This is a genomic window from Nocardiopsis sp. LDBS1602, assembly GCF_035818715.1.
GTDB classification, from domain to species: Bacteria; Actinomycetota; Actinomycetes; order Streptosporangiales; family Streptosporangiaceae; genus Nocardiopsis; species Nocardiopsis alba.
In genome coordinates this window covers 617,367-639,616 of the sequence record NZ_JAYLVW010000003.1, presented here as the reverse complement: position 1 = coordinate 639,616, position 22,250 = coordinate 617,367, and the positions used below count along the sequence as shown (strand labels likewise).

20 protein-coding genes and 1 tRNA gene are annotated in these 22,250 nt (G+C 68.5%); 14 read left to right on the top strand and 7 right to left on the bottom strand.

The window, feature by feature from the left end; genetic code table 11:
- Positions 1-27: 27 nt before the first annotated feature.
- Positions 28-1,350, bottom strand: a complete 1,323-nt coding sequence (locus U9J66_RS14885) for a M20/M25/M40 family metallo-hydrolase (protein WP_042282232.1) — start codon at positions 1,348-1,350, stop codon at positions 28-30.
- Between the two features lie 136 nt (positions 1,351-1,486).
- Between U9J66_RS14885 and U9J66_RS14880 the strand changes: the two genes are divergently transcribed.
- Positions 1,487-1,574: transfer RNA gene (locus tag U9J66_RS14880), tRNA-Leu, on the top strand.
- A 113-nt stretch (positions 1,575-1,687) separates the two neighbouring features.
- On the opposite strand, the gene U9J66_RS14875 is transcribed toward U9J66_RS14880, so the two are convergent.
- The 5 genes from U9J66_RS14875 to U9J66_RS14855 form a co-directional block, all read right to left on the bottom strand.
- The gene (locus tag U9J66_RS14875; protein WP_326337951.1) at positions 1,688-2,941 is read right to left on the bottom strand and encodes an ATP-grasp domain-containing protein; all 1,254 of its coding nucleotides are present in this window, start codon (positions 2,939-2,941) and stop codon (positions 1,688-1,690) included.
- Between the two features lie 17 nt (positions 2,942-2,958).
- On the bottom strand, positions 2,959-4,374 hold the full coding sequence (locus U9J66_RS14870) for a methylaspartate mutase (RefSeq protein ID WP_326337950.1): 1,416 nt from the start codon (positions 4,372-4,374) through the stop codon (positions 2,959-2,961).
- On the bottom strand, positions 4,371-4,793 hold the full coding sequence (locus U9J66_RS14865) for a cobalamin-dependent protein (RefSeq protein WP_108914127.1): 423 nt from the start codon (positions 4,791-4,793) through the stop codon (positions 4,371-4,373). The genes U9J66_RS14870 and U9J66_RS14865 overlap by 4 nt, the downstream gene beginning before the upstream one ends.
- Positions 4,794-4,891: 98 nt before the next feature.
- Positions 4,892-6,040 carry a hypothetical protein gene (locus U9J66_RS14860; protein WP_014909382.1) on the bottom strand — a complete coding sequence of 383 codons (1,149 nt, stop codon included), beginning with the start codon at positions 6,038-6,040 and terminating at the stop codon, positions 4,892-4,894.
- Between the two features lie 105 nt (positions 6,041-6,145).
- Complete coding sequence (locus tag U9J66_RS14855; protein WP_017534604.1) at positions 6,146-7,396, bottom strand: MFS transporter; 1,251 nt, start codon at positions 7,394-7,396, stop codon at positions 6,146-6,148.
- Between the two features lie 626 nt (positions 7,397-8,022).
- Here U9J66_RS14855 and U9J66_RS14850 point away from each other — a divergent pair.
- The 12 genes from U9J66_RS14850 to U9J66_RS14795 all read left to right on the top strand — a co-directional run bounded on the left by U9J66_RS14850 (position 8,023) and on the right by U9J66_RS14795 (position 20,386).
- Positions 8,023-8,769 (top strand): SDR family NAD(P)-dependent oxidoreductase, encoded by a 747-nt coding sequence (locus U9J66_RS14850; protein ID WP_014913549.1) that lies wholly within the window; start codon positions 8,023-8,025, stop codon positions 8,767-8,769.
- Positions 8,770-8,814: 45 nt separating this feature from the next.
- Positions 8,815-9,141, top strand: a complete 327-nt coding sequence (locus U9J66_RS14845) for a YciI family protein (RefSeq protein WP_014909441.1) — start codon at positions 8,815-8,817, stop codon at positions 9,139-9,141.
- A gap of 1 nt (position 9,142) precedes the next feature.
- Positions 9,143-10,456, top strand: coding sequence for an aminotransferase-like domain-containing protein (locus U9J66_RS14840; RefSeq protein ID WP_326337949.1), 1,314 nt, complete (start codon positions 9,143-9,145; stop codon positions 10,454-10,456).
- Entirely contained in the window at positions 10,453-11,706 is a 1,254-nt protein-coding gene (locus tag U9J66_RS14835; protein ID WP_161111159.1) for an ATP-grasp domain-containing protein, read from the top strand. Before U9J66_RS14840 ends, U9J66_RS14835 begins: the two co-directional genes overlap by 4 nt.
- 51 nt (positions 11,707-11,757) lie before the next feature.
- Positions 11,758-12,870, top strand: a complete 1,113-nt coding sequence (locus U9J66_RS14830; RefSeq protein ID WP_326337948.1) for an LLM class flavin-dependent oxidoreductase — start codon at positions 11,758-11,760, stop codon at positions 12,868-12,870.
- 66 nt (positions 12,871-12,936) lie between these two features.
- On the top strand, positions 12,937-13,494 hold the full coding sequence (locus U9J66_RS14825; RefSeq protein WP_017534601.1) for a flavin reductase family protein: 558 nt from the start codon (positions 12,937-12,939) through the stop codon (positions 13,492-13,494).
- A gap of 16 nt (positions 13,495-13,510) precedes the next feature.
- Positions 13,511-15,199: a GH3 family domain-containing protein gene (locus U9J66_RS14820; protein WP_326337947.1), complete on the top strand. Its 1,689-nt coding sequence runs from the start codon at positions 13,511-13,513 to the stop codon at positions 15,197-15,199.
- The gene (locus U9J66_RS14815) at positions 15,196-16,092 is read left to right on the top strand and encodes an alpha/beta hydrolase (protein WP_161111157.1); all 897 of its coding nucleotides are present in this window, start codon (positions 15,196-15,198) and stop codon (positions 16,090-16,092) included. The genes U9J66_RS14820 and U9J66_RS14815 overlap by 4 nt, the downstream gene beginning before the upstream one ends.
- On the top strand, positions 16,085-17,302 hold the full coding sequence (locus U9J66_RS14810) for a mandelate racemase/muconate lactonizing enzyme family protein (RefSeq protein WP_161111156.1): 1,218 nt from the start codon (positions 16,085-16,087) through the stop codon (positions 17,300-17,302). The genes U9J66_RS14815 and U9J66_RS14810 overlap by 8 nt, the downstream gene beginning before the upstream one ends.
- Positions 17,302-18,156 (top strand): fumarylacetoacetate hydrolase family protein, encoded by an 855-nt coding sequence (locus tag U9J66_RS14805; RefSeq protein ID WP_042282248.1) that lies wholly within the window; start codon positions 17,302-17,304, stop codon positions 18,154-18,156. The genes U9J66_RS14810 and U9J66_RS14805 overlap by 1 nt, the downstream gene beginning before the upstream one ends.
- Positions 18,157-18,692: 536 nt before the next feature.
- Positions 18,693-19,451, top strand: coding sequence for a hypothetical protein (locus tag U9J66_RS14800; RefSeq protein ID WP_326337946.1), 759 nt, complete (start codon positions 18,693-18,695; stop codon positions 19,449-19,451).
- A gap of 287 nt (positions 19,452-19,738) precedes the next feature.
- Positions 19,739-20,386 carry a hypothetical protein gene (locus U9J66_RS14795; RefSeq protein ID WP_014910622.1) on the top strand — a complete coding sequence of 216 codons (648 nt, stop codon included), beginning with the start codon at positions 19,739-19,741 and terminating at the stop codon, positions 20,384-20,386.
- 81 nt (positions 20,387-20,467) lie between these two features.
- On the opposite strand, the gene U9J66_RS14790 is transcribed toward U9J66_RS14795, so the two are convergent.
- Complete coding sequence (locus U9J66_RS14790) at positions 20,468-20,962, bottom strand: hypothetical protein (RefSeq protein ID WP_161111153.1); 495 nt, start codon at positions 20,960-20,962, stop codon at positions 20,468-20,470.
- A 526-nt stretch (positions 20,963-21,488) separates the two neighbouring features.
- Here U9J66_RS14790 and U9J66_RS14785 point away from each other — a divergent pair.
- On the top strand, positions 21,489-22,250 hold the full coding sequence (locus tag U9J66_RS14785; RefSeq protein WP_161111152.1) for an IclR family transcriptional regulator: 762 nt from the start codon (positions 21,489-21,491) through the stop codon (positions 22,248-22,250).

Genomic DNA, 22,250 nt, shown 5'->3' with positions numbered 1-22,250 from the left:
CAGGGGCCTAAGCCCGAAAAATTTCGGTCAGCTCATGTCAATAAAACGGTCCAGGACGCGGACACCGAACCGGAGGCCGTCCACGGGGACCCTCTCGTCCACTCCGTGGAACATGCCGGCGAAGTCCAGCTCCGGCGGCAGCCGCAACGGAGAGAACCCGTAGTTGCGCACCCCCAGCCTGGAGAAGCTCTTCGCGTCCGTGCCCCCCGAGAGGCAGTACGGGACCGCCTTGGCCCCGGGGTCCTCCGCCAGCAGCGCCTCGGACATGGCGTTGACCAGGCCGCCGTCGAAGGACGTCTCCACCGCGGGCAGGTGGTGGATGAACTCGCGACTCACCTTCGGGCCGAGCAGCTCGTCGATCTTGGCGAAGTACTCGTCCTCGGTGCCCGGCAGGAAACGACCGTCCACCTGCGCGGTGGCCTCACCCGGGATGACGTTGGCCTTGTAACCGCCGCCGAGCACCGTCGGGTTGAGGGTGTTGCGCAGCGTGGCGCCGATCATCTTGGCGATCGGGCCCAGGCGCGCCACCGTGGCGTCGACGTCCTTCTCGTCGAAGGGGATCCCGAACTCCTCGCAGATCTCCTCCATGAAGGTCCGCACGGTCGGGGTGAGCTGGAGCGGGAACTCGTGCTCCCCCAGCCTGGCCACCGCGGCCGCCAACTCGGTGACGGCGTTGTCCTTGTTGGTCATCGACCCGTGTCCCGCGGTGCCGCGCGCGGTGAGCTTCATCCACGCGATGCCCTTCTCCGCGGTCTCCACCAGGTACAGGCGCCGGTTCTCGTTGACGGTGAACGAGAAACCGCCGACCTCGCTGATGGCCGAGTCGCAGTCGGCGAACAGCTCGGGGTGCTCGTTCACCAGGTACTGGGCGCCCCAGGTGCCGCCCGCCTCCTCGTCCGCGAGGAAGGCCAGCACGATGTCGCGCGGAGGACGGCGCCCGTCGCGCAGCCGCTGCCGCAGCATCGCCAGGACCATCGCGTTCATGTTCTTCATGTCGACCGCCCCGCGGCCCCACACGCACCCGTCGGCGACCTCGCCCGCGAAGGGATGGTGCGTCCAGTCCTCGGGGGCGGCCGGCACCACGTCGAGGTGACCGTGGATGAGCAGTGGCGGACGACCGGAGTCCTCGCCCGTGATCCGCGCCACGACGTTGCTGCGCCCGGGGTGCTTCTCGTAGATCCTCGACTCCACCCCGACCTCGTCGAGACGGCCGGCCACGTACTCCGCGGCCTTCCTCTCTCCGGGCCCGGAATGGTCACCGTAGTTGGAGGTATCGAACTCGATGAGCTCTCGGCACAGGTCGACGACCTCGTCCTCCGCCGCGCTCAGATCCCTGGTCGGTTCCACCATCTGGTTCTCCCGTCTCCGGCCGCACCTTTCGTCCTAGACACTGCCACGCCCACCCCTCGGCGGAAAACCGGTTCAGGCGCCCTCAGACCTTTGCTATGGTTGAACCTGTTCGGCGCGGGAAGCGCCAGACACCCACGTCCGGGTGGCGGAATAGGTAGACGCGCTAGCTTGAGGTGCTAGTGGCCGTTAAGGCTGTGGGGGTTCAAGTCCCCCCTCGGACACCAAGAGAAGGCCCTGTTCGCAGGGCCTTTTTTCATGCCTCCGTTCGATCGGAGGCGGTACCCGCGCGCACGTCGCGGGCACCACCCCCTCAAGAGACACCGTTCGATCCGTCCGGTCAGCCCTCCACGGGCTCCGTGACGAACCGCACCGACTCCTCCAGCGCCCGAACGAGGTCCCGGGCCTCCTCCGGGGTGTCCGCGCCGACCAGGATGTGCGCCACCCGATTGCCGACCGAACGGTGCGGTTCGATGACGGCGCCCGGAGCGATCGCCAGCTCCGCGTGGATCACGTTCGGATGGGCCAGCACCTCGTCCCAACCCTCGACCGCCACCAGACGGCCCGAGGGCGGGGTGAGGAAACGGATCGCGGCCCCCCGGCGAGGCCGGAGCGCCTCCAGGTCGACGGGGGTGCCCAGCGCGTCGTCGTAGACCAGGCCGAACCATTCCAGACCGGGGATGACGTGCGGCAGCATGCGATGGATCCAGCCGCCCGCGTTACGGACGTGGATCTCGCCCAGGACGACGCCGCGCTCGGTCCACCACAGCTCCACGTGGAACTGCCCGTAACCCAGCTCCAGCGCCGTGAGGGCCGCCACGACCTGTGCCTCGATCTCCCGCGCGGTCTCATCCGGGAGGATCGCGGGGATGACGTACTCGGTCTCGAAGAAGTTCGGCGGCGGCAGCAGCTCCTTCGAGGTGAGGGCGAGGACGTGGGGGGCTCCCCCGAGGAAGACGCCCTCCGCGCTGTACTCGGGCCCCTCCACGAACTCCTCGACGATGAAGGCGCCCCGGCTCCCCTCCGGGAGGAACTCCAGCGCGCCGGCGAGGTCGTCCGGGCAGGTGATCCGGGTCACCCCCTCACTGCCCATGGCGTCGCGCGGCTTGACCACCCAGGGCCCGGTGGACCCCTCCAGGAAGTCGTACGCCTCGGCCACGTCGGAGCAGACCAGGAAGCGCGGCTGGGGGAACCCGGCGGCGGCCAGCTCCGCCCGTGCCTCGTCCTTGGTCCGGACCCGGTGGACCGCCTTCGGGGAGTTCCCGGGGCGCCCCAGCGCGGCCGCGACCTCGGCCACCGCCTCCTGGGCCATCTCCCGCACCCCGAAGACGACATCGAAGCGGTTCCCCGCCGCGACCTGTTCGCGCGCCCACGCCGCGCTCGCGCCGCGGACCTCGAAGTCGACGGCGGAGGCCTCGTCGGCCAGCTCGGTGATGGACGGCGTCGCCGCCAGGGTGGCCTCCTGGTTCGTGACGTGGACCTCCAGGCCACGCTCGCGTGCCTCACGGATCGCCGTTCCGACGACGTCGACGGCGAGGGTGGCGTTTCCGGCCCCTCCGACGAAGAGAAGTCGGGGACGAGGCTGATCTGTCATGTGGATTCCTCTGTGCATCAGGTGTGGCGGTACTGCTCTACGACCTCGGGGTCGGGCCGGGGCGGTGCCCCGGCGCCCTCCCCGAAGATGTTCAGGAAGTGGTTGATGTCGGAGGTCAGGCCCTTGACCATGGCCCCCATGTCGGAGGGGTCGCCCCGGTCGGCGAGGCTCTCCCTGTTGCGACGGAGCGTGCGTTCTGAGAAGGGCAGCGCCCCCGATTCCAGGTAACGGATGGCGCCGTCGGGCGCTCGGCGCGGGATGATCGCCGAGCGCGCGTACCGGCTGGCGCTGAAGGGGATGTCGAGTCGGCCCCGTTCGAAGGCGGACTCGATCCCTTCGTAGAGGTCGGGGGCCTCGAGGACCGGCTCCACGATCTCCGCCACCTCTTCCAGGACCCACTCCAGTTCGGCGCCCACGCGGTCCTCGTCGAAGGAGATGAAGTCCAGGAGCGGGGAGTTGGCCCGGGAGGCGAGCAGGAGACCGTCGATGTTGGCGCGTGTATCGGGGATCCCGTAGGCCTCCAGGTAGGTCTTGGTGATCAGCTTGGTGGCACCGCCCAGTCGGGCGAGCAGCGCTCCGTAGAGGATGAGGTCCTCGGCGTGCGACCTCTCCTTGGGGAAGAGCCCCATGAACTCGTGCAGTACCGCGTGGACCTCCACCTCCTCGGGGAGGTAGCGGGCCGCCAGGACGGGGATGGCCCGCAGGGCGGCCGCGTCCTGCTCGAAGTGACCGCCCTGCGGGTAGGCCACGGAGACGCAGCGCACGCCCTCCCGAGTGGACGCCACGGCCTCCAGAACGCTGATGGCCAGGGATATCGACGGGGGCACGAGCACGGCGGTGAGCGTGCCGAACAGTTCGCGGTCGATGGTCAGACCTCGCTCGGCCAGTTCTCCGCAGAGCGCGTCCACGTCCCGCCACGCCGCCAGCGACTCGCTCAGGGGCACCGCCTTCGAGTAGGGGAGGTTGTACGAGATCCCTCCCCCTTCGAAGGAGGTGATGCCCGAGGCCACCGAGGTCTCGAACAGTCGGCGCGCGTCGGGGGAACCATGCCGCACCTCCAGGGGTACGGACACGGCCTCGTTCAACTCCCGCCCCCTGGGCCATCCATGCGTGACCAGGGGGTATCCGTTGAGTTCGGCGGGGTTGCGCAGGAGCACGGCGCGGGCGTTGTCGAAACGTCGTAGGCGGGTGTGGGAATCGATGGTGAGCGTCAGGATGTCCGGCCGGGCATGCCGTTCCAGGTCCCGCAGCAACGTGGTCATCTGGCTGTGCGACCCCACACCGCAGCGCGGTTGCAGGGCCACGCGTCCCGCGTCGCGCGCCGCGCGCAGGACCTCCGCGGCGGTCGGTTTCCCCAACCCTCGGACGTAGGCGATGGTCTCCGCGAGCGGCGGAGGGTCCGGGGGGATCGGCGGAGGCGAGACGCCGTTCACCGGACCTCGGCCGGCCGCGCGCTGGGGGAACGGAACCCGTCCAGGGTGGCCGGGAGCAGCTCCGGATCGGACAGGATCATCTCGACTCCGAGCGCGTGGAACCGCTCATCGTCGACCGCTTCCTTGTTGCTTCCCACCGAGAGGTTGCCGCCGAGGATCACCGGGCAGCCCAGCAGGCCGTCGGCCCGGGCCGCGGGCAGGTCCTGGAGGTCCTCGTAGGCGTGTCCGTTGAGGCTGCCGATGATGACGGCCTCGGCGTCGGGGTGTTCGTCGTACGCGGTGGCGAACTCGGCGATCGAGGTGCAGGCGCCGAGGTTGACCACGTGGAAACCCTGGGAGCGCAGGGAGTGGGCGATGAGTTGGTTGGCCACGACGTGGGCGTCGCTGGCCGCCATGCCGAGAATGACTGTTCGGGTCACGGGTTCGTTCCTCATGTCATGTGCGACTCTCGGAGGTCTGGTGGGCCTGTCCGTGCGACGGTCTCGGCGGAGGAGAACCGGGCCGCGGGCACGTGGGATCAGTCGTCGAACGCGGCGAACAGTTCGCGTTTGCTGACCTCGCGCAACCGTTCGACGTCGTACTTCTCCGGGTCGGCGACGGACAGCGAGTCGAAGACCAGGTTGACGGCGGGGACCAGTCCCCAGGCCTGGTGGTAGGGCGGCCAGCCGGGGCTGCCCCGGTCGGCGTCCAGTTGGCGTTCGAAGATGTAGTTCGCCCACTTGGGGGTGGCCGGGTAGCGGTGGTGGTAGTCGTGCACGACCGTGTCCCCCGTCAGGACGAGGTAGCGCGCGGGCGCGTGCACGAACAGCATGCGCGTGGTCCATCGGGCCCAGGCCGCGAGGCGGCGGGCGGTCGGCAGATCGGGCGAGGGGGCGGGCTCACCGATGAAGATGGCGTTGGTCAGGCTGCCGAAGTACTCCTTGCCCCGGTGCACGGTCACGTCCTGGGAGGGGAAGGTGTGCTTGACGCAGAGACGCAGGGTGTTGCTCACCTGGAACAACGGGAAGAGCGGGACGATCCAGGCGACGAGCAGGATGTGCCAGGTACCGGTGACGATGGTGATGGTCGCGGCCCCGCCGTAGAGGGTGACCGCGATCGCCTTCTCCCTGATGTCCGACCCGTGCCAGAAGGACCGGATACGGGCCACCATGAAGTTCAGGTGGAACCAGGGCGAGAAGATCTTGCCCAGGACACGGCGCCACATCCGACGGCGGGTCATCCCCGGGTGCAGGTCCAGGCTCACCAGGAACGCCTGGACCGTGGGGTCGCGCAGCGTCATGTGGTGTGCCGCGTGATGGTCGCTGACGTGCTCTTTGCTGTACCGACCGAAGTGCTGGATGATCAGCAGACCCGAGGTGGCCCGGCCGATCGCGGCGTCCAGACGACGCCGACGGTACATATTGCGGTGGGCGCACTGGTGATAGACCATCATCCGCAGGTTGCGCATGCCGTGCAGAGTGACGGCCCAGCCCGGGAGCAGGAGCAGGAGCCAGAAACCGGAGAGGACCAGACCGACGGTGCTGATCACGGTACCGATCAGCATGGAGGAACAGGCTCCGGCCAGGTGGAATCCGGGTGTCCACCAGCTCAAAGGACCCTGTCCGGAGATCGGCTTTCCGGTGAATATCGTGAGCGGATACTGGAGGAATCCGGGAAGGACGCGCATGGTTTCACGCGGATCCGACCTGTCAGCGTGATCTTTTGCCTCTAAACCATTTCCAACGGTTGTCATAACATTCTCCTCGTGGGAGGTGTCGATTCGTTCGAAGGATCATGATTCTGCGTTCTGCGGCTGTTCTTCGGGAAGTTCACGGAGCTTGACGACCGGCGACAGGAAAACCGGGATAAAGGCCGTCGCCATGAATACGCCACCCACCCACAGGGTGGCCTGCACTCCGATCAGTTCACCCAGTACACCGGAGAGCGCCGCGCCGATCGCGAGCGCACCGGTCAGGAGAAATCGGAAGGTGGCGTTCATGCGGCCGAGCAAACGGTCGGCGGTCATGCGCTGGCGCAGACTGACGCCGAGCACATTATCCATACCGATCTTGAACATGGCCAGGAACCAGCCGGTTCCGGCCAGATAGAGCCAGACGCCCTGGCCGACCAGGGGCACGAGCAGGCCCGCGGGCGCCAGGCACAGACCGACGACGCCGAGGGTGCGCCCGTAACCGAGTCGGGCCGCGACCGGTCGGGCGCATCGGGCCCCGCACAACAGGCCCACGCCACCGGCGGCCCAGAAGAGCCCCAATGTGGCCGACGACAGGCCGAGCTCACGGACGAACCAGATCGGGAGCATGGTGTTGACGACCGACGAGCCCAGGTTGGCGAGGGCCGCGGTGATCGCGAGGGCCCGGAGTTCCCTCTTGCCGAACACGTGCCGCAGCCCCTCCCCGATCTGGGCCCGCAACGGGGGTCCCTTCTCGGGGGCGGGCGCCGGGGGCGTGTGCCGTAGAGAGGTGAGTCGTAGGGCCGAGGCCAGGTAGGAGCAGGCACTGACCGCGAGGGCCACGGGTGCGGTGAGCAGTGCGACCAGAGCGCCGCCCGCGCTGCGACCGGCCACGTTGCCGGCGGCGATCAACGTGTTGATGTCGGCGTTGGCCTGGACCAGGCTTCGGCGGTCGACCAGAGAGGGCAGGACACTCTGCGATCCCACGTCGAAGAACACCGTGGCGCAGCCGTTCAACAACACGATCGCGTAGAGGTGGATCAGGGTCAGGGAGTCCGCCCACCAGGCGAGCGGCACGGTGAGGAACAACAACGCCCGACACAGGTCGGCGGTGATCAGTACCCGTCGATGGCTGATCCGGTCCACCCAGGCGCCGGCGGGTAACCCGATGAGGAGGAACGCGACGGTGCTCAGGGTCGCGAGCGCGCCGACCTGTCCGGGGCCGGCGTCCAGGGCCGCCACCGCGACGAGCGGCACGGCGACGTAGCTGACGTTGGTGGCGAGTTGGCTGAGCGTGGAGGCGGTGAACAGCACACGGAAGTCACGTACGCGCCAAGGGGAGTCGGGTCGCATGGTCCGCCCATCCGATAGTGGGTGCTCGATCGCTGCTCAGGTACCTCGCCCACCGACGGTGCGGACGGACACCCATTCCCGTTTCTCGTGATCAATGGCCGATACCGGCCACGTATGTGAAGAACAATGGCCGAATCCGGCCACAAGAGGGCCTACGAACGACCCGAACCGGACATCAGTGCAGTGGAAAGGAAATTCCTCCGCAGTCGACTTTCGCGGAGTCGGACTCCCCAGATCGTGATCATGGTGCCTGAACTGCAAAGATTCAAAAAACACAAGTCGCATTTCCTATATGCGCGGCCATCAAGGTACCCACTTCCCTAGAGAAGTAGCAATGTGATTCAGGTCACATTGACGGCGACTTTAGGCTGTTGCACGATCGATTGCGTATCCCACGGCCACCAAGAGCCCTTTTCTCCGGCGCATTAATAAGCCCTCGAAAAGACCGGGAAAATTCAGCACCGGATTGCATCACCGACGATTCCGAGGTGAATCCGGCACCACCTTCTCCGCCCACGGCCGATCGAGCCGTCATCTCTGGTGCGAGCCCCCGATCCACCGGTACGGGCGATCCGGCAGAACGACTTTCCAGCACGCCATATCCCACACAGGCCAGGTGAAAGTAAGTGACCGCACGTACCGCCCTCATGATCGGCGCCGCAGGTGGAATCCTCTCCGAGGTCGCCCGGGAGCTCGCCGCCGGTGGACACCCCCTCGTCCTCTTCGACAAGGACGAGGAGGCCGTCACCCGTCTGGCCGAGGAGCTGTCGCCGAGGACGAAGGTCGAAGCGATCGTCGGCGACGTCACCGATGTCCCCGCCGCGGAGCGACTGCTGACGGAGATCACCGAACGCCACGCCCCCTCGATCCTCGTCAACGGGGTCGGCGGCGACACCCGGATCATCGGCTACGCCGACCTGGAACACCACCACTTCGAGCAGACGCACCTGGAGAACGTGGTCGGTACGTGGATCGCGATCAAGGTGGTCGCGCCACGCATGGTGCGGGACGGTTACGGCCGCATCGTCAACTTCGCGTCGACGGGCGGCCGTACGTTCAGCCGTTTCAACAACGCCGCCTACGTCGCCTCGAAGGCCGCCGTCATCGGCATGACCAAGCAGATGGGGCATGAACTCGCCGGCACCGGTGTGGTCGTGAACGTGGTGGCCCACGGGCCGATCGCCACCGAGCGGGTGGCGGGCGCCCTCGAGCGTCGCGACGAGGCGGAGCGGAAGGCCGTCCTGGCCCGACTCCCCATGGGCCGGTACGGCACGGTCGCCGAGGCCGCCGGGAGCGTACTGCACCTGTGCTCCGAGAGCGCCGGCTACTCGACCGGATCCGTCATCGACATCAACGGCGGACTTTACATGTGAGGGCCTTCCCCGCCCTCGGTAGGAAACATCGCACAAGGAGCCGGTATGGCGAAGTTCGTCGTCGAATTCGAGTACAACGTGGACCGGGAGGGCCGCCAAGGCCTGCATCCGGCCCACGCGGAGAACCTCTATCGCCTCGCCGAGAGCGGCGTCCTGCTGCTCGGCGGCCCGGTCATCGGTGACAACGCCGGGCTTCTGCTCTACGAGGTGGCGGACCGCGAGGAACTTCGGAAGGTGCTGGACGAGGAGCCCTACGTCCGAGGCGGGGTCGTCGCCGGAACCCGGATCAGGGAATGGGCACCGGGCAAGGGCGCCTGGATCTCCGTACCCGACCGCGCCGAAGAGGCCCTCTCCTCGGAAGGTGGTCGCTGACATGCTCTCGTTCGATCATGATTCCCTGCACGCCGGGGTCGTCGACCCCGAGATGGGGTCCATGCGCGTCCTCAGCGAGACCGCGCTGCGTTTCCCCGATTCCCTGTCGTTCTCGTCGGGAGCCCCCTACGACGGGAACCACGACCTCACCGATCTCTCCCGCCACGTCGAGCGGTACATCGAGCACCTACGCGCCAAGGGCCTTCCCGAGGAACGCGTCACCCGGCTCCTCTTCCAGTACGGGCCGGTCAACGGCCTCATCCGGGACGAGGTCGCCCTGATGCTGAAGCAGGACGAGGACATCGACGTTCCGCCCGAGGCCGTCATGATCACGCACGGGTTCCAGGAGGCGGCCCTGGTCGCCCTGCGCGGCCTGATCACCTCGGCCGACGACGTCCTGCTGTCGGTCTCGCCCGCCTACGTGGGCATCCGAGGCGCGGCGCGCATGCTCGACGTCCCCGTGCACGGGATCCTCGAGGGCCCGGACGGGCTCGACCCCGAGGCGGTGGCCGAGGCCGCCCGCCGGGTGCGGTCCGAGGGCCGAAGGGCCGTGGCCCTCTACCTGGTGCCCGACTTCTCCAACCCGTCCGGCACGGTGGTCCCCCTCGCGGCCCGCCGCCGGCTGCTGGAGGTGGCCGCCGAAGAGGACCTCGTGATCCTGGAGGACAACCCGTACGGGCTCTTCGCCGCCGAGGGCGCCGCGCTCCCCACACTGAAGTCCCTGGACACCGATCGTCGGGTCGTCTACCTGGGCTCCTTCGCCAAGTCGACCTTCCCCGGGGCCCGCCTCGGCTACCTGGTCGCCGACCAGGAGGTCATCGATTCCGAGGGGAACACCCGTACCCTCGCCGAGTCCCTCTCCCCGGCCAAGGCCATGTTCACGGTCGGCTCCTCCACCCTCTCCCAGGCCGTGGTCGGCGGGATCCTCGTGGAGAACGGCTACGACCTGCGCTCCGCCACCCGTGAACTCGCCGCGATCTACCAGGAGCGACTGAGGGCGGCCCTGGACGCCCTGGCCGAGCACTTCCCCGACGGCGGTGACCACGGGGTCACCTGGAACACCCCGAGCGGCGGGTTCTTCCTGGTCCTCAAGGTCCCCTTCATCGCCGACCTCGCGGCCATGGAACGTTCGGCCCGTGACCACGGGGTGAGCTGGGCCCCCATGAGCATGTTCCACCTCGACGACGACGGCGGGCGTCGTGAGATCCGCATCGGCTTCAGCAACCTCGCCCCCGACGCGATCCGCGAAGGGATCGCGCGGTTGGCCGGCTTCATCGAGAAAACCCCGCACGACACACCTGAGGAACGGTCTTGAACCCCGAAGCGCCCACCGCCGTCGTCGTCGACGGCTACTCGGCAGGAAACTTCTACCCGGGGGCCTTCGCCTCCGTCGGCGCCCGGGTGGTCCATGTACAGAGCACCCCGGAACTCATCCCGACCATGCGCGCCCCCGAGCTCTCCGCCTACGCGGAGAACATCGTCTGCTCCGACGAGGAACGACTGGTCGAACTCCTGCGGCCCTACGATCCGATCGCCGTGGTCCCGGGTCAGGAGTCCTCGGTACGGGTGGCCGACCGGCTCAGCGCAGCCCTCGACGTGAAGTCCAACGGCACGGCGCTCTCCCCCGCCCGTCGCGACAAGTACGAGATGATCGAGACGCTGCGCCGGGCCGGGGTGCGCTGCGCCGACCAGATCAAGAGCGACGATCCCGAGCTGCTCGTCAAGTGGGCGCGGGACCGCGGCGCCTGGCCCGTGGTGGTCAAGCCGGTCGGTTCGGCCGCCTCCGACGGCGTGTTCGTCTGCGATGACGCCGAGGAGGTCCGGACCGCCGTCGAACGGAACCTGGGTTCCCGGGACATCTTCGGCTCCACCAACACCGAGGTACTGGTCCAGTCCTACCTGGAGGGGACGGAGTACATCGTCGACACCGTCGGAGCCGACGGCCACCGCCACGTCGCCGGGGTCTGGCGGTACGAGAAGAGGCCGTTGCCCTCCGGGCAGAGGGTCTACGACCGGGAGATCCTGCTGGCCCCGGACGAGGCGCCGGTCCCGGAACTCATCGCCTACGTGGACGAGGTCCTCGCGGCGTTGAACATACGGTGGGGCCCCGCCCACGCCGAGGTCATCGTCACCGACCAGGGGCCGGTCCTGGTCGAGATCGCCGCCCGTCTCAACGGTCTGGTGCACCCCGGCTTCCAAGAGCTGTGCCTGGGCGTCGACCAGGCCGGTCTCTCCGCGTTGGCCTACGTCCACCCCGAGAGGTTCGTCCGAGAGTACGGCGGTCGGACCTACCGCAAGCTCCGGTCCGCCTACAGCTACAACCCGGCCACCACGCTCGACGGTGTCCTGGAGAGCGTGGACCAGGACGTCCTCGCACGGATCAACGAACTGCCCAGCGTGTTCCTGACCAGTCCGAAGTACGGGCCGGGCGATCGGATCCGCCCCACCACGGACCTGCTCTCGGCCGCCATGCGCATCTATCTGACCTCGGACGACGAAGATCGGCTCGCCGCCGATCATGAGGCGGCCCGCGCCCTCCAGGGGTCGCTCTACCGCCTGGCCTGACCTTCGGGCCCCACCATCGCCCCGCCCCTCTCCTCTACCGGAGGCACATCCGTGCACAGTCGTATAGGTATCTTCCTGTCCCCCGTCCACGAGACGGGACAGGACCCGCATCTGGCGATCCAACGCGACCTCGACCTCGTGGAGCTCGCCGACCGCCTGAACTTCGACGAGGCCTGGTTCGGCGAACACCACACCCTGGGTTGGGGTCTCGTCGGCGCCCCCGAGACCCTGATCGCCGCCGCGAGTCAACGCACCCGGCAGATCAGGCTCGCGCACGGCGTGGTCCCGCTCTCCGGCCACCACCCCTTCCACGTCGCCAGTCGTGCCGTACACCTGCACCACCTCTCCCAGGGCCGCTACATCCTGGGCGTGGGCCCGGGCGTCCCCTTCGACGCGCCCATGTTCGGCCTCGACGGGGCGACCCAGCGCAGGCGTCTGGACGAGGCGCTGCCGAGCCTTCTCGAGCTGGTCAACGGCGAGGGTATCGTCGACCAGAAGACCGACTGGTACGAGCTGCGGAACGCCAGACTTCAGCTGCCCCGGTTCGGACCCGACCCGATCGAGGTCGCGCTGGCCACCTCCGGCACCTCGGTGACCAGCCCCCGCCTCATCGGCCGGTACGGACTGAGCATGACCTCCTTCGCCCTCCCGTTCGCGCTGATGACCCCGGGCGCCCCGGACCACATCGGCCTGGCCCAACAGTGGAAGTACGCGGAGGAGGCCGCCGAGGAGTTCGGCCGGACCCTGGACCGCGATCGATGGCGCATCGCCCTTCCGGTGCACGTCGCCGAGACCCGGAAACAGGCGTTCGACGAGGTCCGCGAGGGCTACGACCGCTGGTTGTTCGAGTACTTCGGCAAGGCGGCGGGACGCGACGTCCAGCCCCCCGGTGTCCCTCGAGAGCAGCTCCTGGAGGCCCGGGTCGAGGCCGGCGGAGCCCTCGTCGGCTCCGTGGACGACGTGGTCGCCGGCATCCGGAAGATGCAGGAGGCCACCGGCGGCTTCGGCACCCTCCTGGTCTACGCCGCGGACTGGACCACCTACGAGAACACCGACCGCAGCCTCGAACTCCTGGCGCGCCACGTCGCCCCTCGGATCAACGGTGCCGCGGACCGGCCGCGGGAGGCCGTGGACCGGGCGATCGCCGCCCGTTCCTCCCGGTAAGACCTCGATGACCCGTCACGGCCGGGCGTCCGGGAACGAACGGTGGAACAAGGGGAGAGCATCCGCATGACGCAACAGAGCACGTCGGCGCACCGTCCCCTGGACCGGCGTCTGTTCCGGGACGTCCTCGGCCGTTTCGCCACCGGGGTCGTCCTCATCACCACGCGTACGGAGGACGGCCCCGCGGGCATGGTCGTCAACTCCTTCACCTCCGTCTCACTCGACCCTCCGCTCGTCGCCTTCTGCGCGGCCCGCACCTCGACCACCTGGCCGAGGATCCGGGCGACCGGAGACTTCGCCGTCAGCATCCTCGGAGAGGGGCACGTCGACCTCTGTCGACGTTTCGGCGTCCGCGCCGCCGACCGGTTCGCCGGACGCGGCTGGACGTCCACCCCGGCCGGCCACCCCGTCCCGGCGGACGGGCTGGGCTGGCTGGACTGCGCGATCACCGTGGTCCACCCGGCGGGCGACCACGAACTGATCATCGCCTCCACCATCGACGGCGCACCGACCGGACCGGCCGAACCCCTGGTGTTCCACGGGAGCCGGTTCCGTGTCCTGGCACCCGAGAAACCCACATCGACCGAGCCCATGACCCACCGGCGTACAGGAAGACCGAGCTGAGAAGGAAGCTGACATCGTGGGCAGTACGCAGTGGCAGAAGCACTGGCGCACGCGCCGTGTCCCTTTCGCGGAGGAATGCCGGCGGGCCGGGGAGGCCTTCCTGGTGGACCTGAAGGACCCGGCCACGGCACAGAGACGGGTCCTCGACGACGTCATCGCCCTGTGCGCGGACTCGCTCCATTGGAAGGAGCGCGGTCACGACGTCCTCACGACGGCCCCGGACGCCTTCCGGGACACCCTTCCCGTGATGCGCTACGACGACTTCACCGAAGAGATCGACCGTGAGATCCGGACCAAGGGCGGAACCCTCTCCTGTAGCCCCGTCCTGCGCTGGTTGAAGACGAGCGGGACGACGGGCGTCCCCAAACGTGTCCCCTACACCCTGCACTGGCTGCTCAAGTACCGTATCCCCGCGATGCGGGCCATGTGGGGCGTCTACCTGGAACACCACCCCGAGATCCTCGCCCACCCGTACGCGGCGCTCGACACCCAGACCGTCTACGAGGACGTCGACGACTTCCTGGCCGGCGTCCCCTATCAGGCCATCAGCAACCGCCATCCGAAGATCAACGCCCGGGACTGGAACCCGCCGTGGTCCGCCGCGCCGTGGTTCGGCACCGCCGCGCCCTCCTCGCACTCCGGGCGGATGTACCACCGGATCCGCCACTTCCTCGGCGAGGACCTGCGCTTCGTCTCGGCCATCAACCCGAGCACCCTGATCTCGTTGCGCGACCTCATCGTCGAGCACGGAGAGGACCTGGTCCGCGACCTCGCCGAGGGCACGCTCGAAGGTCGGCCCCACACCGACCCCGACCCCGAGCGGGCCCGCCGCTTCCAGGCGATCCTGGACCGGGGCGAGTTCACGCTCAAGGACGTCTGGCCGTCGCTGAACACCTACAGTTCCTGGTTGTCGTCCTCGGCCAAGCTCTACCTGCCCCGGTTGGAGGCCGTCCTCCCCGGGGTGTCCGCCATGCCGTTCATGAGCTGCGGAACCGAGGGGGTGACCACCATCCCCGTCGACGACTCCCTCAACAGCCAGCCTCTGGCGGTCGGCCAGGCCTTCTTCGAGTTCGTACCGGCGGAGACGGACCTGGGCGCCCTGCTCGACGCGGGCGAGCGGGTCGAGACCCTGCTGTTCGACGAGGTGGAGGAGGGTCGCGACTATCACCTGATCATGACCCAGGCCAACGGCCTGTACCGACTGTGGACCGGCGACGTCTACCACGTCGACCGGTTCGTGGACGGAACCCCATGGGTGCACTTCGTCCACCGGGACGGGATCTTCCACTCCTTCACCGGGGAGAAGATCACCGAGACCCAGGTCACCAGGGCCATCGAACGGGCCATGACGGCGGCCGGACGTTCGGTCGGGCTCTACCTGTGCGGTCCGCGCTGGAGCGAGCCGCCGTACTACGTGATGGTCGGCGAGATCTCCGACCCCGGCGAGGAACAGGACCGTCTCCTGTCGGAGGGGGTGGACCGCGCGCTCCAGGACATCAACATCGAGTACGCCTCCAAGCGCACCAGCGGCAGACTCGCCCCGCTCACCTTCACCACCGTCCCGCACGGCGGTATCGCCGCCTACGTCGAGTCCCGCCGGCAGCGGGGCAACACCACCCAGTACAAGTACAAGCCCTTCCAGCAGGACACCGACTTCGCCGCCGACATCCTCGGCGACACGGCATCGACGGGAGCGCACCGGTGATCGAGACCAAGAGGCCGCCTCAGAACGTACGTCGAGAGATCATCACGCTGTCGGCCGACGACGGTGCCCGGCTGGCCCTCCACCTGTGGCGGCCCCGACGCCGCCCCAAGGGCGCGGTCTTCTACTTCCACGGGTTACAGAGCCACGCCGGGTGGCTGTGGGAGGTGGGGCCCCGGTTCGCGGACAACGACATCGCCTTCTTCGTCCTGGACCGACGCGGCAGCGGGGTCAGCGACGGCCCCCGAAACGAGATCCCGGACGTGGCCACCGTCATCTCCGACTACACCGTCGCCCTGACCCACGTTCGCGAGACGATCGGCGACGACGTCCCCCTGTCCCTCTTCGGGCACTGTCTGGGAGGGTCCTTCCTGGCCGCCCTGGTGCACCACGCCGACTTCACCGTCCGCTACGAGGCCGCCGTCTACTGCTCGACGTGGCTGGGACGGCTGCACTCGCTGCTCGGCGAGAGCGAACGGGCGGCCCTGGCCGCCGACACCGGAACCCAACTGTGGGACGCCGGTCTGCGGTCGGAGGACTTCACCGCGGTACCCCGTTACCAGCGGTTCATCGACGACGACGATCTCGCGATCCGGTCGATCACCCGCCGCTCCCGCGGCACCCTCCTGGAGCTGGAACGCCTCTACGTCGACCCGGACCACCCGGACCGGAGTGAACCTCCCCGTGTACCGACCGTGTTCGTGGCCGGGCTGACCGACCCCTTCCTCGACCTCGACGACAGCCGCCGCGTGTTCGACCGGATGGTCACCGAACGGGGCACGATCATCCATTTCCCGACCGATCGGCACTACCTCTTCTACACCGACGTCCGGGACGACCTCGTCGACTGGGCGTCCACCCACACCCTGCTCCAAGGCCTGGACCGGGATGTCTGAGTCCGGGGCCCGGCTGTACCGGGCGGCGCCGCCGATGCTGGTCCGGTTCGACCACCCGGCGGCCCGCCGTTCCACCGCCGACGGCCTCGTCCTGAGTCTGACCGTCGACGGCACGACCGGGGTCGGAGAATGCGCGCCGCGTTCCTACGTCACCGGTGAGACGACCGCGAGCGTGGGCGAGGCCCTGCTCCGGGTCCCGATGGACCGGTTGTTCGCCCGGTTGAGGTCCGTTCCTCCGGAGGATCTCCTGGAACGGCTACGGGAGGCGCCCTTCGAGGAGGTGTTCGCGGAGGTCCTGAGTCCCGCCGTCGCAGGCGGTGCCCCCGGACGGAACAACAACCTGATCTGTCTGATCGAGACGGCCGTGCTGGACCTGATCGCCCGCCGCCTCGACCTCCCCGCCACCGACCTCGTGCCCGATCCGATCCGAACGTCCTCGGAACCGTCGATGCTTCCGATCTCCCAGGTCCTCGATCTGGGAACCGACGTCGACACCTTTCTGAACGAGCGCGGGCCCTTCCACTTCGTCAAGGTCAAGGCCTCCACCGACCTCGAACGGGACGTCCGTACGATCACGGCGATCCGGGAGCGGCTGGGCCCGGAGATCCCCGTCATGGTCGACGCGAACATGAGCTGGACCTCCGAGACCGCCGTGCCGAACGCCCTCCGGCTGCGCGACGTCGGAGTGGATCTCCTGGAGGAGCCACTGCCCCCTCGTTCCTGGAAGGACCTTCGCGTCCTACGTCGGGAGACCGGCGTCCGCGTCATGTTGGACGAGTCGATCCTCACTCTCGCGGACGCCCGGACGGCCGTGGACACCGAGGCGTGCGACGCCGTGAACGTGCGCGTCGCCAAGAACGGCGGCCTGTCCGCCTCGTCCCGTCTGATCTCGTACGCCCGGGGCACGGGCCTGGCCTTCCAGATCGGTGTGCAGGTCGCGGAGGTCGGGCCCCTGATCAACGCCGGACGGGCCCTGGCCTTCCGCGCCCCGGACGCACTCACCGTCGAGGCCGGTCAGTCCGACCGCTTCTTCGCCGACTCCGACGTGATCGTCTCACCGCGCCCCCTGGTGGACCGCCGGACCAACACCCTGGCACCGCCTCCCGGCCCCGGCTTCGGTATGCGCCTGAACGCGTCCGCCGAACGCTGGGCCTCCCGGTCCTGGGCCCACGACCGCTGGATCCCCGCTTCCTCCGAGGTGACCTCCTGATGCCCACCCTGTACGAATGCGTCCACCGGGGCGAGCGCCACTTCGGCCTCGACTCCCCCGGGTCCACCACCCTCCACCTGTACCCGCTCGGCGATCTCGATCTCCAGGCCACCCTGCTCGCGGCGGACGGCGACGTCCCCGCCCTCACCGAGGCCCTGACCCGGGGACGTGAGGCGACACCCGTCCCCGCCTCCGACGTACGGCTCCGTCCGCCACTGCTGCCGGACTCCGTCGGCGACGCGCTGGTCGGTGGTTTCATGGCGACCCATCACGCCAAGGTCGACGCCGCCGAGAACACCATGCCCAACTGGTTCTTCAAGGGCCTCGGCGACGTCCTGAAGGTTCCCGGAGAGACGCTGCGCGTACCGTCCGGAGCCGTCGCTTTGACGGAGGAGGCGGAGGTCGTCCTCGTCTACCTCACCGACCCCTCCGGAACCCCGCGCTACGTCGGCCACACCTTCGGCAACGACCTGACCGACATCGGTCGTTTCAAGCGGAACAACGGGCACCTCTCCTACGCCAAGCTCTGCGACGCGGGGATCTCCCCCTGGCTCTTCCTGGACGCCCCGCCCCGTCACGTCACGGGCCACGTCACCATCGAGCGGGACGGCGGACCCGTGTGGCAGGGCGCCTTCACCACGGGGACCAAGGCCATCCTGTACGACGTGCCCGAGATGATCTCCGGTCTCTTCGCGTACGAGGCGCTGCTCGCTCCGGGGCGCGTGCACTACGTCTACCTCGGCGCCGACCGCAGCAGCTTCCACAGTGGGTTCTCGATGGAGGGCGGTGACCGGATCGAGATGAGGTTCGGCACCCACGACGTCCTCCTGACGAACACGGTGGCGGCCCACTGAGCCCGAGACCCCTCTGCCCGACACCGGAGAAGGCCCTGTTCGCAGGGCCTTTCTCATGTCCCGATCCCTGCGCGGGAACGACGGACCCGGGCGAACGCTCGAAAAAAATCCTCATTCGGGAGAACCTCGGCGCCCCGGCCGCCATCAGAACGCCCGAAAAGGAACAATGAGAGCACGCGGGGCGACCCGCGAAACGGAGGAGAGAAAGCGGAACACGTGACCCGGGGTTCGATATGGAGAACCCCCGGTACAGCGGTCCGATCAGCGTCCGAGAACGGTGTTCTCACCGCGGCCGGAACCGTGGAACGTCGACTGCGACGTCCATCCGATGAGACGAAGACCGAGGTCGAAGCGGATCTCGTCAAGGAACGCCGGCAGGAGCGCGCCCTCGTGAAGCGCGCCGGATCCGAATTTTTCGAAACACCGCGACCCACCCTTCGCGCGTTTCCACATCCCCCGAAAATTCCGATGCCTTCCTGGTCATGCCCGAATACCCGCAATTCAGCATCTCCTTCCGGGGGAAAGAAAGGAAGCGCATGAAGCGCGATATCCGCAACACCGTCCTGGCCCTCGCGACCTCCGGTCTGGTGGCCGTGGGCTCCGCGGCCTGCTCCTCTCAAGAGGTGATCGACGCGGTGGCGTCGTCCGACTCCGGACGGTCGGAGGCCTCCGATCGGACGGGAGAGGACGCGCTCATGGGACAACTGGAGTACCTCGCCCCGGGCGAGTTCGTCATCGACGGCCAGGCGTTCTTCGTCAGCGAGGAGACCCGCTATCTGGGCGGCCTCGACGTCTGCCCCGCCGAGGACGGGGTCGACGACGTCGGCTTCGGCGTCGTGGAATGCGACCTGGAGTCCTTCGAGGCCGCGGCCCGGGGGGAGGCCCCCGTCCACGTCAAGGCCGAGGCGGAGTCGGGTGAGAACGACGAGATCATCGCCGTGACGATCACCGAGTACGACAGCGAGACCCCGAACGACTCCGGCGCGACGGACACCCCCGAGTCGGCTCCGGTCCCCGAGGACGGCGCCGCGGACGGGGTCTCCGAACTCGTGAGCGGCGACCTGGAGTACATCTCCCCCGGTGAGTACATGGTCGACGGCACGGCGTTCTACGTGGCCGAGGACACCGTGATCCACGCGGGCCTCTACGCCTGCGCCGGGGGTGTCCAGGACCCCGACACCGGCGACGTGATCTGTGACTTCGACCGGTTCGACGCCGCCCTCGCGAACGGGACCGCCATCACGGCCGAGGTCGAGATCGTCGACGGTGTCGCCCTGTCGATCACCGAGTACTAGGAACGTCCCTCCTCGTCGACGGGGCTCCCACCAGAAGCCCGGCGGCCCATCGGTCTCGCGAAGCGTGAGGTCGATGGGGTGCCGCGGGGTTCGGGAGGCGCACTCGATCGGACTCGACGGGGGACCGATCGATCCCCGCCCCGAACACCGGAGAAGGCCCCGCCCCGCGGGGCCTTCTCTCGTGTCCGGGCTTCGGCCGCGGGCGGGCCCGACGTGTACGGCGGCACTCGTGGAAGGTGCGATAGTACGCATGACCCCCGCTCCCTTCATGACTCAGGAGTCCCCCCATGCGTCGCCCCACCGGTCCCGGACCGTTTCTCCTCGTCGGAACCGCTCTCTCACTGGCCCTGACCGCCTGCGGCGGGATCGGAGGCACGGACACCGAGGCCGCCACGGAGGTCGACACCACCGGTTTCACCTACGGTGACGTCCCCACCGAGAACCAGAGGGGCCCCTCCATCGACGAGTCGCAGATGCCGCCCGAGCCCGAACGCGGCGCTCCCCGACACGAGATCAACGCCCACAACGCCCTGGTCAAGGTCTCGGAGATGAACTGGACCGCCGACCCCGACGCCACCTCCGAGTGCCCGCCGGACGTCGACCTTCATGTGGAGAAGAGCTACAGCTGCGTCGTCACCTACATGGGCGAGGAGTTCGAGTACCTGGTCGAGCTGGACGAGGAACTGAGCTCGGAGAACCACGCGGCGGAGAGGGCCCGCCTGGTCACCGGACCGATCATCGTCGAGCAGCTGGAGCACACCATTCGGGTGTACAGCCTTCTGCCCTACGTCGATTGCGGGTTCGAGGGCGAGGTGGCGATCGCGGTCCTCGACGAGCATGTGAGCACCTGCACGGCCTTGGACGGCGCGACCGGTGAGACCAAGGAGTACGAGATCACCTACGGCCTGTCCGGTACGGCCGTCACCCCGCTCTGACCGCCGGGACGTCGTCCCATCGTCCTCGAAGAGGAGAAGGGGTCCGCCGACGGCGGACCCCTGACGATCGTTCGAGCACGGTCAACGGCCCGCCGCGACGGCGGCCTTCTCCCTGCGGTCGCGCAGCAGGGTGAGGACCCCGAGGGTCACGGTGGCGATCAGCCCCAGAAGGGGAAGACCGACCCAGGTGAGCCCCCACAGCATCTGTCGGGTGGAGGCGGTCTCGACCACGTGCATGGAGGCGACACCGAACTCGGTCTCGTCGTTGGAACAGACGAGCTTGTGGGTGCCCGGCTCGACGACCGTCAGGATGTGGACCAGGTTCCACTCCTCCGCCCCGTAGGAGACGGACGCAGCCCCTCTCATCTGCGTCTCGCCCGGGGTACCGGACGGACGGTGGAACGAGCACGCCCCACTGAACGAGCGGCCGTAGATCCCGAGTTCTCCCAGGTGTTCCTCACCGAGCTCCAGCTCGACCTCGAGGTTCCGTTCGGTCTCGGTGATGAAGTCCGGTGTGGGGTGGCGTACCCAGGGGCCCAGGGCGAGGAGGACACCGAAGACCACGACCGTGGCCACCAGGGAGATCAGACTCGCGATGTATCCACCCCGTAGACCGCGCCCTGTAGGGACCCCCGAGGCGGGTGGTGCTGCGGATGGCTGTGGGGGCTGGGGGGAAATAGACATGCCCGACATCATGTCAGTGAAGCGTGACAGGGCGCGACGAAACCTCCGCCCCCTTCCGTCTCCGTCACGGGCGGCGGGGAGCGAACGGTGTGGAGGCCCACCGAAAGCCGAGGAAGGCCCCGCCCCGCGGGGCCTTCTCTCGTGTCCGGGCTCTTCTCCCACCCGCTCCCCCGCCTTGGGGGATCCTCGACCCGCTCTTTTCCCTCGTCACCGCCCCGGCGGGCCTCCTTCCTCCGCGAGGCCCCGCCTGAGCGCAACCTCACAGAACCGATCCCTCTTCGGCCCGCGCACCGGAACATAGCCTTCTCATTGGATGAGAATTTGCCCTTTTCATCCCTTTTGTCCGATCCATAGAGTGGGCCGGCCCCGAGTCCGCACCGCAGCTCGGAGCTCGCTCGGTCCGGGAAAGGGGGGCGCCATGTCCGCCGAAGCGACACCCGCGGATCCGGCCTCCGGCAACTCGGGGCGGACCACCGATCGCCTGCTCGGCGTACTGATGGTCTTCGCCGAGGCGGAGAGGGCCACCGCCGCGCAGGTCGCCGAGATCACCGGCATCCCGGTCAGCACCGTCTACCGAATGCTGGACCGGCTCTCCTCGGCCGGGTTCGTGCAGCGTGTCGGCACCGGCCCCGACTACGGGGCGGGCCCCGTGGCGGTCCGGTTCGCCGAGAGGTACCGCAACGGCGCGCTGGAGCGCACCTCCATCGGTCCCCGACTGGAGCGGCTCTCGCACGAGTCCGGCGAACTGGCGGCCTTCATGGTGCCGGTCGGCACCGAAGCGCTGTGCGTGGACGCGGTCGAAGGGGCACGGGTGCTGCGCTGCTGCTACACCCGCGGAGCCGTGCGGCCCCTGCTGCGCGGGGCCACGGCCGAGGCACTGCTGGCCCACCTCCCCGACTCCCGACGCGAGGAGGTGTACGCCGCCTACCGCCTCCCCTCCGAACGGGTGCGGGCCCTGGAGGCCGCCCACCCCCTGGTGCGGGAACGGGGCGTGGCGATCAGCGAGAGCGCCCTCGACGAGGGCGTATGGGGCGCCAGCGCCCCTGTTCTCGACGGTTCCGGCTCCCTGAGCGGGGTCGTCACCGTGATGGCCCCGGCGGCGCTGACCGAGCGCCGACGCCCCTACTACGTCCGCCTCGTCAAGGAGGCGGCGCGTGACTTGAGTGGAGGAACGATTTGA

Excerpts from the sequence above, each read along its gene's own strand:
- U9J66_RS14805 (WP_042282248.1), top strand. The coding sequence starts at position 17,302 with ATGCCCACCCTGTACGAATGCGTCCACCGGGGCGAGCGCCACTTCGGC.
- U9J66_RS14875 (WP_326337951.1), bottom strand. The coding sequence starts at position 2,941 with ATGACAGATCAGCCTCGTCCCCGACTTCTCTTCGTCGGAGGGGCCGGA.
- U9J66_RS14855 (WP_017534604.1), bottom strand. The coding sequence starts at position 7,396 with ATGCGACCCGACTCCCCTTGGCGCGTACGTGACTTCCGTGTGCTGTTC.
- U9J66_RS14810 (WP_161111156.1), top strand. The coding sequence starts at position 16,085 with ATGTCTGAGTCCGGGGCCCGGCTGTACCGGGCGGCGCCGCCGATGCTG.
- U9J66_RS14825 (WP_017534601.1), top strand. The coding sequence starts at position 12,937 with ATGACGCAACAGAGCACGTCGGCGCACCGTCCCCTGGACCGGCGTCTG.
- U9J66_RS14785 (WP_161111152.1), top strand. The coding sequence starts at position 21,489 with ATGTCCGCCGAAGCGACACCCGCGGATCCGGCCTCCGGCAACTCGGGG.
- U9J66_RS14795 (WP_014910622.1), top strand. The coding sequence starts at position 19,739 with ATGCGTCGCCCCACCGGTCCCGGACCGTTTCTCCTCGTCGGAACCGCT.
- U9J66_RS14845 (WP_014909441.1), top strand. The coding sequence starts at position 8,815 with ATGGCGAAGTTCGTCGTCGAATTCGAGTACAACGTGGACCGGGAGGGC.
- U9J66_RS14885 (WP_042282232.1), bottom strand. The coding sequence starts at position 1,350 with ATGGTGGAACCGACCAGGGATCTGAGCGCGGCGGAGGACGAGGTCGTC.
- U9J66_RS14840 (WP_326337949.1), top strand. The coding sequence starts at position 9,143 with ATGCTCTCGTTCGATCATGATTCCCTGCACGCCGGGGTCGTCGACCCC.
- U9J66_RS14860 (WP_014909382.1), bottom strand. The coding sequence starts at position 6,040 with ATGCGCGTCCTTCCCGGATTCCTCCAGTATCCGCTCACGATATTCACC.
- U9J66_RS14800 (WP_326337946.1), top strand. The coding sequence starts at position 18,693 with ATGAAGCGCGATATCCGCAACACCGTCCTGGCCCTCGCGACCTCCGGT.